At 40.8% G+C, this 12,689-nt stretch carries 7 protein-coding genes; all 7 read right to left on the reverse strand.

Translation table 11 applies throughout. The features are described 5' to 3' along the window. Window positions 1-9: 9 nt before the first annotated feature. The 7 genes from RYH73_RS14120 to RYH73_RS14150 all read right to left on the reverse strand — a co-directional run bounded on the left by RYH73_RS14120 (window position 10) and on the right by RYH73_RS14150 (window position 12,336). Window positions 10-753, reverse strand: coding sequence for a hypothetical protein (locus tag RYH73_RS14120; RefSeq protein WP_335314086.1), 744 nt, complete (start codon window positions 751-753; stop codon window positions 10-12). A 29-nt stretch (window positions 754-782) separates the two neighbouring features. Then, entirely contained in the window at window positions 783-2,333 is a 1,551-nt protein-coding gene (locus RYH73_RS14125; RefSeq protein WP_335314087.1) for a RagB/SusD family nutrient uptake outer membrane protein, read from the reverse strand. 10 nt (window positions 2,334-2,343) lie between these two features. After that, window positions 2,344-5,547, reverse strand: a complete 3,204-nt coding sequence (locus RYH73_RS14130; RefSeq protein ID WP_335314088.1) for a SusC/RagA family TonB-linked outer membrane protein — start codon at window positions 5,545-5,547, stop codon at window positions 2,344-2,346. A gap of 17 nt (window positions 5,548-5,564) precedes the next feature. Next, window positions 5,565-6,680: a DUF5007 domain-containing protein gene (locus tag RYH73_RS14135; RefSeq protein WP_335314089.1), complete on the reverse strand. Its 1,116-nt coding sequence runs from the start codon at window positions 6,678-6,680 to the stop codon at window positions 5,565-5,567. A gap of 22 nt (window positions 6,681-6,702) precedes the next feature. Continuing rightward, window positions 6,703-7,815: a fasciclin domain-containing protein gene (locus tag RYH73_RS14140; RefSeq protein ID WP_335314090.1), complete on the reverse strand. Its 1,113-nt coding sequence runs from the start codon at window positions 7,813-7,815 to the stop codon at window positions 6,703-6,705. A 10-nt stretch (window positions 7,816-7,825) separates the two neighbouring features. Further along, a complete protein-coding gene (locus RYH73_RS14145) occupies window positions 7,826-9,304 on the reverse strand; it encodes a RagB/SusD family nutrient uptake outer membrane protein (protein WP_335314091.1) in 1,479 nt (492 codons plus the stop codon). 68 nt (window positions 9,305-9,372) lie between these two features. Next, window positions 9,373-12,336: a SusC/RagA family TonB-linked outer membrane protein gene (locus RYH73_RS14150; protein ID WP_335314092.1), complete on the reverse strand. Its 2,964-nt coding sequence runs from the start codon at window positions 12,334-12,336 to the stop codon at window positions 9,373-9,375. Window positions 12,337-12,689 lie beyond the last annotated feature (353 nt).

Genomic DNA, 12,689 nt, shown 5'->3' on the forward strand with positions numbered 1-12,689 from the left:
ACTCTTCATCTACCGCTTGCTTTCAACAATATCGTTTATTACCTCAAACGAATTAAAACCGAATAGCGCAGAAGTATAATCCAGCGCATGTACCACACCATTTGTTGGCTGTATATCAGAGGAAGCTACTTTAGCAACTATCCAAACATCTGGATAAGACAAATTCGGAATATAGCAGATATGCAATTGCCGATAGCCCATATATTTTAACACCGACTTCCCATCGCTGCTCACCGCGTCGTTAAACACAACTCCTATATTACATACGGAATTATCATAGGCATAATAATTTTGTCCTGGATAAATATTGAGGACATTAAAATCAACTTGTGGATAGTCTGCCAGCAGATTCTTTCCTTTGAACATATAACGGAGCATATATTTACGCCAAATCAAAGAATCGACATCGCTTAAGGTTTTTATCGTGTCGCGATTTAACGTATAGAGTTCTGTATTCGCTCCGCCGTTGCGGTAATCGCCAATCAGCTCCTTGACGTCGCGGTCTCTAGGGCAAAAGAAGGTGAACTCGTCTGTGTTAAAAGTTTCTTCCAATCCCGCTAAGCGAACAATCTGCGCAATGGTATCAAATTCCATGGGTTTAGAATCAAGGTACTGCATAATCGTACCATTAAAATGGGGATTAGCCAAACCTCCATCTGTATAATAATCATCTTTATTACAGGCTGTAACAATTAAGAGTGTCAACAAGAAGTAAGCAACATGCTTGATTGATCTTATGCAAGAATTTTTCATTTTAAAGACAGCTTTATTATAACATGTGATTAATTTCCACCACCACCTGGTAACCAATATTCATTTAAAACCATATAAGGATTGTTTACCAGTGCGTTTGTACTAACAGGCCAAGTCCAAGCTCTCCGCGTAAATTGATCTTGGTTAAGCGGCCAGGCAAGCCATGTGGAGCTCATAATACGTCGTGTACGTATCAAGTCAAAGTAGCGGTGCCCTTCACCAAAGAGCTCCCTATTACGTTCCATAAAAATGGCGTCTTTCAATGCAGTACCACTCATGCCGGCATAGGAAGATGCTCCAGCCCGCGCACGGATCATATTCACCGCCTCAATTGCTTGGCCTTCATTGCCTAAATTAGCTAAGGCTTCTGCCCATAATAATATGGCGTCAGCATAGCGAAAAATCAAGAAGGTATTGTCTGGGTTTTCATCTTCATTACCGGAAGCATAAACATTTAGACCAAATTTTCTTGCTACAAATTGCCCATTATCTGCTAGCATGTCTTCAAACCAAATATCTTTACGCTTATCCGCATCGCTTGCGGGAAACAGCTTTTGCATGTAAGTCGATAGATAGTAACAATGACTTAACTGATTATTAAATCGGGGGAATTTATAAGGCCAACGCAAAAAATGATCGCCAAAAGGTGCTAAATTAGAGACGTTATCGCCGTAATTTATACTTCGGTAAAATTCAAATAAGCTCTCTTCCGAACGTCCCTTCGTTACAGCGGCCCAGCCATCATCATCCATGTTAAGCAAGCGATAAGCACCGCTATTTACTAGTTCTTGACCTAAAGCAGTCACTTTTTGATAGTAAGCTGTAGCACGACTTGGATCAAACCCCGCATTCCACATATTCATATGCATAAGGAGTGCAACGATACTTCCTTTGCTAGCTCGTGCCCCACGTTGTGCTGCATCAGGAAACACCCAAGGCATATTATCTTTATGCGGTTCTAGATCGGCGATACATTTATTTAGGACAGACACCATATCCTCTCTCGGAAGGGGATCCGCCTGATAAGGCGCGGTATAATAAACAACGTCACCGTATAGCCGTACCATCCAGAAATAAGTAAAACAGCGGATAAAAGTTGCTTCGGCTAAATACCTTTGCGTGTCCGAAGTACTTAGCGCGGCGATGCCCTCATTTAATTTGTCGATTAAGATATTAGCGCTTTGAATAACGCGATAATAACCCGACCAATCTGTAATACGATAATAGTTGTAAAAACCTGCATAGGGGGCATTATTGATTGCCGTAAGCAACTGATTTCTACCCAACACCTCTACTACCCTTCTTTCATTGTAGCTGTTACCTCCCGGGCTGGCTACAATTTCGCCTGTTCGCGCCTCACCAATCGCTCCGATAACCCAGCTTTCGTTGATCTTATCGAAAAATGTGCTGTACATATTCGAAATATTTGCCTCAACATCCTCTTTTGTTTGGTAAAAATTATTGCCTGTAAGCCGATCTAAGGGCTGCACATTTAAGTAGTCTTTACATGCTGAAGCCGTTATAATCAGCACTATCAGCAAACCTATTTTACTTACCTTTACTTTATTAAGCATTCTCATAACGATCGGTTTAGAATTCTAGATTACATCCAATATTATAGGTACGAGGCACAGGATAACCTTCGGAGATATCGCGCCCCATGGTCGTTACATTTTCAGGGTTCGGACCGGAATAACCACTAAAAGTGTAAACATTATCCATTGATATGTATACCCTTAAATTGTTAATTCCCCAACTGCGAACCAATTTCTTATCGAACATATAGGATAACACAACATTGTTGATCTTTAAATAGGAGCCATCTTCTGCCCAAAGGGTTTGGTCATAGCGATAAGGGTTAATAATTTCAATACGGCTATAATCATAGGCATAAGGATACTTCGCTACATCACCAGGTTGACGCCACATATTGAATTCATCTAAAGGTATAACAGCTTTCAGTCCAAATGGGTCTTTCATTAGGTTAAACCGATCGGCAAGGGCATTATTTAAAATCGTGCGTTTTGCGGTAAAAGAAGCATTGATATTCAAACCAAAACCTTTGTAGGTAATATTGGTTGCCAAACCACCGGTAAATAAAGGGGAGGCATTGCCCGTACGTGCATAATCATTGGCATCCAACACATAATCCCCATTTAAATCTTTGATAATCGGGTCCCCGGCGCGGAAAGGCACCCCATTCACACTGTAACGTAATCCGGTAGCCGGGTTAATAGGCACATCGTCATCCGTAGCGTAAACACCCTCATTGATCAATAAGTAGTTGGAAAGGGACGGTGTACCTACACGGAATACGTTGTGCTGTAAATAAGTTTCGCGATTGCCACTATTGGTTTCGAACCGTATAAACTGTCCGCCATAATGTGCAGGCAATTTGAGCAGTACATCCCGATTATAGGCTCCATTGACCGTAACCATTAAGTTAAAGGGGCTACTGGGCGATAAAGGGCGGATGGTAAACGATAGTTCGTGTCCGTAGTTCACAATACCTGCGTCGTTACTAATTAATTTACCAAAAGCAACCGTATTCGAGAGATTTTCTTCAAACAATAAGTTATCTACCTTCTTATAATAGGTGTCATAAATAACATCCACTTTATTATTGAACAAGGAAAAATCGAGCCCAGCATTATACTGTGTAGTGGTAGTTGGTTTTAGATTCGGGTTGGGAATCTGATCAAAATTTAACCCGATTCCTTGCTGCCCGTTATAATTACCCGTAATATCATACTTTCCATAAATTCTTTCGAGTGTGCCATTCGGAATCACATTAATACCCCAACTTAAGCGTAAAGCGCCCATATTTAGCCAATCCCAATTGTCTAAAAATTCTTCTTTATCAAAATTCCATCGTAAACCAATGGCAGGGTTTCTGGAGTATAGGTTGTCAAAACCATTCCCCGACGATCCATCCAATCGGTAAGATAGATCAACGACATATTTTTTTTGATAATCATAAGAAGTAGCTAAAGCAAAAGACACCGCCCGTTCGTCTAAGAAATTCGTCAAAATCCCCCCTCCTCGTGAGTAATAGCCATCAAAACCTAACGGCCCCTGGAATTGATCATTTGGTGTACGCTCTTGCCGTGTAATTGAATTTTGACGATCACCTTTACGAACCTCATTGAAAGCATTGATAAAAATATTATGATCATCCCCAAAAGTTTTGGCATAAGTTAAATTGGTACGGCTATAGAGGTTTGATTCACGACCGTTAAAAGCGTAGACTTTAGCAAACTGATTATTAGCGGCCGCTGGTGTAAAGGTATCTTCATTAGACGACTTAAATTCGTAGCTAAAAAAAGTGGTTGCACGAAAGCCGGGAAAAATGCTATAACTCACTTCGGCGACGGGCCGGATCACACGAACGTCATTATTATTCTTTGTTCGTAAAGACCCAACATAATCGGCGTTTGCCTGATAGAAGGAAGGCCCGGGCATTAAAGTGGAAGTTGCTCCCCCATCGGAGACACCTGTTTGTAATAGTCCGGCCCCATCTCCTTTATTTTGCTTACCTATTTGCGCGTTGATCTGTCCGGTAAATTTAAATTTCTCATTTGGCGCATACTCCATACGGAGGTTGGCGCTATAGCGGTCGAATCCGGTATTTCTGATAACACCCTTTTCTGTAAAATATCCAAGGTTCGCTTTATAGTTAAAGGTCGGATTTCCACCATCTATCGCTATATTGTGACTTTGATTATAAGTAGTACGGTAGTAAAGCGACTGCCAATCTGTTGAATTATTATAATAGGCATTTAAGCTGTCTGATAAAAATGGTGTCTTTATTAAGTCGTCAAGATTAATTTCACCTCTGGCATTAGCCAAGATTTGCTGAATTTTCAACTGCCTTTCCAAATTTCCTCCTAATGTAGCTCTTAAGGCAGGTGGTGCTTTCATAAAAGTATTATTCGTATAACGCACCCTGGGTATCTCTGAATTACCACGCTTGGTTGTGATGATAATTACCCCATAAGCCGCCATAGAACCGTAAAGGGAGGTCGCCTGCGCATCTTTCAAAATCTCTATACTGGCGATATCTTCCTGCGGAATCATGGATAAAGGACTTACTCCCGGCCCTTGCTGTTGAAATCCGAACTCAGAAGCACCGTCCGCATCTAAGGGGACACCATCAATTACATACAAGGGTGAAGTAGGCTGGAGGAAAGACTCATTGCCACTTCCCGATACCGTTAACGTAGAAAGACCCCGAATTTGCGTTGATCCGCGAAAGCCCGGGGCTCCAGTGTTTACCTGAATATTAAGTCCCGGTACCTTTCCCTGTAATAGTTGCTCCACGTTAGCTACCGGAACATCTTTTACTTCGTCTCCGCTAATGGTAACTGAAGACCCTGTACTCAGTTGTTTTGAACGGGAGACGAATCCCCTAACTACCACTTCCTCCAAGTTACTTTGATCTTCTTCCATCACCACACTTACTGTTGTTTGTCCTGGTTTAAGCGTTACTCTCTTTTCTATGTATCCCATGAACTTGAATACAAGGGTTGAACCATCCGGAACACTTATTCTAAATTCTCCCCTTCCATTTGTGGACGCCAGGGGCTTAGGTGGATTTCCAGCTATAACAGTTACTCCCGGAATGGTAATCTTTTTCTGGTCATAAACTACTCCGGACACGATGGTTTGGGCATAGAGTTGATAAAATAACCCATTTACTAAGAATAGGGTTACCGTCAAAAAAGTTTGCTTAGCTGCCAATAGCGCTCTACCAGCAACAATATAAGGTATAAGATAATGCGTAAAACTTTTCATATGATTCCTATTCTGATTTATTCGTCTTCGAATTTTGGAAGCTCGCGTCTGAAGTGAAAGATGATCTCCCAGTCACCTTCTCTAAAAATTTTAAAGTTGAGTCCGATGTACGCAGTTGTACGGACGTTATTAAAACCTAATCTTGAATAAGCAAATTCTAATTTTGCACTACCACCTGTCGTGTATTTCGTAGCCACTGTTGTCAAGGGAATCGGGTACGCCACATCGTACTGCACATATTCAGTTGTGTTAACCCGATTAAAGCCATGTACCAAATCATTCCAACGAGTTTCATTAAACTTAGCGGGATCGATTGCTGTAGAGTCCGGAGCCCAAAATGAGAAACGCAGGTTATGCCCATTGCCACCTTCGAAAGGACGGATATAAACAACCACATCTTTTTGATCATCATTGGTTACCAGATTACGGTTGCTCTCTACTCCGATGACATTTGTAAGTGAAGGACGGATATAGTCCCTTTTATTGGGATTCCTGGGATCTTTTGGATCTGGTGCAACACCTCCAGTATACCGATTGATATCATTATTTGGCTCATATGGTAACTCCCGCCAAGGAATCAATTGAAAATCGCGGATAATTCGCTCTCCACCTACATTCGTTATTTTTAGATCAAAGTAACGTCTGTCTTGCACGAGGTTACTGCTATCTGCTGGCCTGGGAGTGATCAATTCGTTAGTCGATGCCCCCCAAAGCACGAATTTCCCAGATTCCTGAACCTCAAATAAGGGTCTTTCTTCTATTTTTCGCTTTGCTTCAATTTCCTCTAGGGAAGTCTCAATACCCGTGTACTCTCCCGTCCAGACATAGGTAGGCTGTTGCTGAAAAATATCCGTTACCGGACGCCCATCACCATATCGGGCGTTAACAATTTCAAACTTTAATGGTTTGGTGGAGTTATCAGTATTCGGAGCCCCCAGTTCACCGGTACGTCCAATTATCGGCTCAAAAATCTGACTGGGATAGTTGATGTTCGGACTCAGAAACTCTTGCTCTTCCGGTAAATCATATAACTTCTCACAACCTTGCAAACCAATGGCTACTACCATGATTCCCAACACAGAATACAGGGGATTGCCCCATTGTAATTTTACTTTTTTAAACAAATTATCCATGTATGGTATCTTTATTTGTTGATTACTTGACTTCTTCTCTATTGACACTCCAGTCTGCCATCTGCATCGTACCGCCACTTCTGACACGGGTAATATCCAATTGATAGAATTTATAGGCCACTTTATTGGAAATCCTAAATACACGTAATTGGAATCGCTGATCGAATAATTCGCCCGCTCGTGAATCTAAGATGGTCCAATTGGTGCCATCGTTTGAACCTTTCAAGCTCCAGTCGATCGGATCTCGTTCCGAGAAGTCATTAGCCGATGTAATGGTGTAGGCATTTGCTGCTGCAGCTTCGTTCAGTTCAAAACGCAACCATACGCTTCCCATATCACCAATTAGGTATTTAGTCTCGGGATTGCCATCAAACGCATATTTTGATGCTTCCACAGCATTGGGACCGCCACTATTTTCCCTTGAAACAGTGTCTTTACCTCCAATGGTTTTAAATAAGTTGGGAGGAGGGGGAACATAGGTTAAACGGCTGACGAAATCGTCAAATCCAAAAACATGATCGGCACTCACTACATGAACAATACCGTTTTTGGTCTTTAGATTAATTGAACCCGTTGTGGTAGACACCCAGTTACGCTCAAATTGGCTTCTTTTTGTGTCACTTATTTGAATGACGGTAGGGCCACCATTTACATAACCGGACGATGTAGTCTTAATTAACCGCCCATGCATAGGGTAGCCGTATTTTACGCCATATAGCCGCAATCCATCCTGGGTAGCGAGTGAATCAGAAGTATATTTACCTCGAATGATATATTGGCTAAGCATAGTATCCAGCTGATTGCCATCGATGCTTGATAAATATTCGCTTGGGCGGTCATTTAGTTTGCGAAGGTTATTCAAATTGGTTAGGGCCAATTGAAAGCTTGCATTGGATAAAGCGAAAAGTGTAATATCGCTATCGCGCAACGTACGCTCCAATTGCAGACGATCTACCGCTTTTAATAGCGAATCATAAACACCTGGTTTACTTTTTAAATAATCGTAAACGTCCCCATCATAACCTTTATCGGCAATTATCGGATCGTAGTAACCGTCTTCTTGTTTGCAAGCCCCTATAAGGCTCATAACACCTAATGCCAATAAGAAAAAATAAGCGGTCTTAATTTTATTCATATGATTATACTTATTTCCAGTAAGCATTTTGTTCCAATTGATCGTTCTGTGATAGTAGCGACCTGTTAATAGGCCAATAAATCCCACCCTCATTGATGAGCTTTGTGAACTCGGGGTTATTATTACGAATCCGGTTATAACGCACCAAATCATACCATCGATGCCCCTCGCCTATCAACTCCCGTTTTCGCTCCTTAAAAATGGCGTCAATCAGACTGCCATTGGCTGTTTCATTATACAGATCAAGTCCACGTAATTCGCGGATTACATTCAACTGTTCAACGGCTTCATTTCTTTCGCCTAACACCGCCAGTGCTTCGGCTCTTAACAGCGTAATATCTTCCAATCGGGTTAAAACAATGGCACTTGAAAAGATTCGGAAACTGGGGTCAGCTGTTGAACCGCCCATGATGCATTTTACTTTACTGAAAATGGGGTATTTACCATTGAAGTTGGTAAAATAGTTTTCAGTAAGGGGGTTGCCTAAAGTATCCAAACTAAATCGTTCGTCTCCAATTTCGCTAAAAACAGATAAGATGGAATCTTTTGTTAAGTAGATATCTGGTACACTTTTGTTTACCACCGGGGCAGCAAGCGTAAGTTCTTCTAAATGCCCGGTAAACGAAGCATCTACATGCCCCCAGTCAAAGTTAAAACCGAAAAGATGATTATCTCTTTTTCCGAAGAAAAAACCGTTCGCATTGGTCAAATCACCTGTGCTCGTGTAACCCATACGCCCTTTGGAATAATTATCCATAATAAACTTGGTATAGGTGGCCACATCGGGATAATTTCCCTGCCAAGCCGCTAAATGCGCAAGTAAAGCATAGGCTGTAAGTTTACGTGCAAGCGCGCCGGACCAGCGACCAGCACTTTCATTGTAATAATCGCCTAATTGTTGTTCATCGCTTAAGCTGTAGAGATAGGGCAGGTCTGCTGCGGCGGCAAACATTTCCTGTTCTGCCCAAGTGAGTACTTTATCCTGATCGTCACGGGCTTTGTTTTGGAAGTCACCATCATGAGATGAAATAATTAAGGGTACATCCCCCCAAATACGTACCATATAGAAATACGCGAAGGCTCTTAGAAATCTAATTTGCGCAATATCGACAGTCATATTATTATCCGAATAGCGCTCATCATTCTCTTTGACCTCATGAATACGTTCCAAAAAAACATTGGCAGCATTAACAACAGCATACCACCTTCTCCAATTTGACATGGCTTCAATTGCAGGATATGAAGCCGTCAGCTGGTTCGCGATAATTGCTTTTAAATCCTGCCGCGTTGGTGCAACAAAATCACCGGCACGAACGTCTCCGTAAATCCAATAAGCGTTATAATCAGCCAAGGCAGCCCGCACCAAACCATAAACACCAATAAGAGCCGCTCTGGAATCTTCCATATTCCTCCACATATTCTCTTCATTTACCACACGGGTCGAATCCACATCTAACATCTTTTTACAGCCGGATGCCAATAAAATCATTAGGAAGAATAGCGTTAGCACGTTTCTATATATTTTATTTCTCCAAATCATATCACTATTTAGCTAGGTTATAAATCTACTTTAAGTCCAATGGTGTAAGTTAAGGGGATAGCCATACCATACCCTGAGTCGTATCCAGTATAATTGATCAGTTCCGGATCGCGTCCACTATATGGGGTGATGGTGAAAATGTTATTGACAGTCCCATAGATATATAAATGATCAATTTTTGAAGATCTCCGCTTTAACCAATCGCTTAAATCATATCCTATCGACACCGTTCTCAATTTTAGGAATGAAGCGTTTTCGAGAAAAAGATCTTGATTACTATGGTATGGAATGACCGTACTCCAGGGATTATAGAGCGGATATTTACTATAATCACCTCGCTTTTCCCAAAAGGTAATCTCCTTTATAGAAGTGACACCAACAACGCCTTCTCTATTAATAAAGTTGAAACGGTTAGCCATTTCTTCGTTAACTACTTTTCTTCCTAAATTGAAATAGAAATTAATACCGAGCGACCAATTTCCATAGCTGAATTGATTATTAAATCCACCAACTACTTTCGGAAAAATGTTCCCCATTAGTGATTTATCTTCGTCATTTATTCGGTTATCACCACTTAAATCACGCCAATTCGGGTCACCTCCTTGCAGGGTAATCCCGTTGTAAGTGCGCGTAATACCGTCTACTTGTGGTACATCTTGATTTGCAGCGTATATACCATCATTGGTAAGCAGCCAATATTGATCTACCGGAGCACCAACCTGAAGTAATCGATTACCGATAGTTAGCTTGTCCAAACCTCTTGGCAGAGCTTTCAGTTTATTTTGGTTGAAATTAAAGTTGACCGAAGATGACCATCCTAATTTCTTTTTCGCCTTCGTTAGAATTTCACTACTCAAAAGAACGTCGACTCCTGTATTCCGTACGGTCATTCCAGGTTCGTACGACAGGTTATAACCGTATTCTGCATAGGCTGGAATACCTAAAAGTTGATTCTTATCTTCCTTAATATAACCATCGATTGAAGCAGTAATCCGATCCTTAAACAAACCGATATCAAGCCCTAAGTCCAACTGATCGGTGTAGGCCCAGGGTATGCCATAGCCTACCCAACCAAAATTATACGGTCTCGTTAAAACCGCAAAAGCATTATATCCAGGTGTAGTTACGTTACCTGTAAAAGTAACATCTGCTGTATATGACGGTCCTTGAGAAAAATTATCGAAAGCGTTCAATCGTCCCAGACGTCCGGCGTTTAGCCGCAAATTAAATGTCGACCAAATCGGATCCTTTACAAGCAAATCTTCTTTTACATCCCATCCCAGCGAAAACGCTGGTGTAAACAACCAACGGTTTGTCGGTTGCGCATTAGACGAACCGTCCGTTCGTAACAATAACGATACGGTATAGGCATCATATTTATACGATGCTTTTCCGTAAAAAGAAATCAGGTTTTGTTTTGTCCGATCTAAAAATTTATAAACCAATTGTCGAGGAAATGCCGTTGGCAATAAATAATCAGCACTATTAGGATCCGAATTGAGCAAATTTAATTTGATAAAATCATTTACCCCCTTATAGGCATAGGCATAATTGTACTTATAAGAGTCCCATTGTAAAACATTACCAGCCTGCAAAAAAAGTTGTTGATGATCATCGATCTGCCAGTCGAAACTTGCAAAATTGTCATAGATCAAGCGTTGATTAAAACCATAATAATTAGATGCATAGCTATTTCCTTCCAGCAAAGGCCGTGGGTAGAAGATATCGCGGTACCCCTCATTGTAATCCACTACCAAACGCGTGGTATATTTGAATTTATTAAAGTCGAACACCAATTTTGCATTACCTTGAATAATGTTGGTATAGTTATTATCAAAACCCTTGTCGTATTGGCTCGCATATTGGCTGTAAACGGCATTATTGGGAGCTAGGGGAGCTTGTAAATCCGGCATATATCCAATTTCGGCAAAACGGTCCCGCATATTATGATTACGTTGTCTGTCCAAGCGATTACCGTTAATCATAGCAGAAAACAATAACCATTTTAGCGGTTTCATATTCAAATGAAACATCGCACTATATCGGTCTAAGCCAGTTCCATCTGCAATTCCCTCATTCCGCAAATTGCCTAGCGAAAATCTAAAATTTGCGCGATCCGATCCTCCTGAGATATCGGCTGTAATCGCATGTTGCAAGCCATTTTGGTAGTAGGTGTCTGTCCAGTTGGATGGTCCATAGTAGTCCATATTTAATGAATCGCTGAGATATAGCGGATAGACATCATCGGTAGAATACTTACCCGTTGTGGTATATAAATCATAAAATTGTTGTCGAAAAGCATTTTCATACTCACCATTGATCGTTGTTACATTTGGGCGTTGTGCGAATCCAAAATAGCTATGTGCGCTAATCTTCCGTTTACTCCCGGTTTGTTTTGTGGTTAGCAAAATCACCCCATTAGCCGCCATTGGGCCATATAGAGCCATTCCTGCCATATCTTTTAGCACTTGTATCGAAGCGATATTGTTCAAATCAATATTCGTTAGCAGGTTGGTTGCCGGACCAATACGATTGAAGTCATATTGTTTGATATCGTAAGCAAACGGGTGTTCACCAATTAGTGGAATACCGTCCAATACGATCAAAGGCTGGGATTGATAAATATCTTTTGCTGATAACAAAGGCATCGGAATTCCTCTTATGTACATTTGCTGAAGACTTCCAGGCTCTCCATTCGTTTCTTGAATGTATAAACCAGGTGCATGTCCTTTTAAAGACTGTTGAAGCGAAACCGCAGGATATAAGGTAAGTTCTTCGATCGTAGATCCAACGGTTTCCGTTGCACGATCGGTAAATTTGGCCGATGTTTCTTGATGCACCGTGTCAATGGAGACCGCACTGCTATCCACCGCTAGACTATCCTGAATAATCATCGCAGATCCCTCACGCGAAGTCAAAAGAATGCTACTACAGAAAATGGCTAATTTACAATACCATTTCACATGTATTTTTTTTGGCATAATGTATTATTTAGGTTATATCACTTAAATATTGGCCATATGGTTTCCTTTCTGCTTTGGAAACACCATAGCAGGTCAAGTAAAACTGAATTTCAATTTTTTATTTTTCCGGTCGTGAATTAATAATCAGTCAGTATGATAGCAACGTCCATACGCTTCAAGCAAGGTTGATGATCTTCATAATTAGGCAGTACAATAACTGATTAAAACGATTTAGCTTTAATATAAAATGTATGATTTTTCCATATATTAATTTTAGGTTACATGTTATCTATTTTTAGGTTCTTTATATATTTCAAAAACTATCGTGTTTTGAAATTCATACTACAAACAACTGTAATAATTTTGTGATT

Source organism: Olivibacter sp. CPCC 100613 (genome assembly GCF_036959255.1).
In the GTDB taxonomy this organism is placed as follows: domain Bacteria; phylum Bacteroidota; class Bacteroidia; order Sphingobacteriales; family Sphingobacteriaceae; genus Olivibacter.

Excerpts from the sequence above, each read along its gene's own strand:
- RYH73_RS14120 (WP_335314086.1), bottom strand. The coding sequence starts at position 753 with ATGAAAAATTCTTGCATAAGATCAATCAAGCATGTTGCTTACTTCTTG.
- RYH73_RS14125 (WP_335314087.1), bottom strand. The coding sequence starts at position 2,333 with ATGAGAATGCTTAATAAAGTAAAGGTAAGTAAAATAGGTTTGCTGATA.
- RYH73_RS14130 (WP_335314088.1), bottom strand. The coding sequence starts at position 5,547 with ATGAAAAGTTTTACGCATTATCTTATACCTTATATTGTTGCTGGTAGA.
- RYH73_RS14135 (WP_335314089.1), bottom strand. The coding sequence starts at position 6,680 with ATGGATAATTTGTTTAAAAAAGTAAAATTACAATGGGGCAATCCCCTG.
- RYH73_RS14140 (WP_335314090.1), bottom strand. The coding sequence starts at position 7,815 with ATGAATAAAATTAAGACCGCTTATTTTTTCTTATTGGCATTAGGTGTT.
- RYH73_RS14145 (WP_335314091.1), bottom strand. The coding sequence starts at position 9,304 with ATGATTTTATTGGCATCCGGCTGTAAAAAGATGTTAGATGTGGATTCG.
- RYH73_RS14150 (WP_335314092.1), bottom strand. The coding sequence starts at position 12,336 with ATGCCAAAAAAAATACATGTGAAATGGTATTGTAAATTAGCCATTTTC.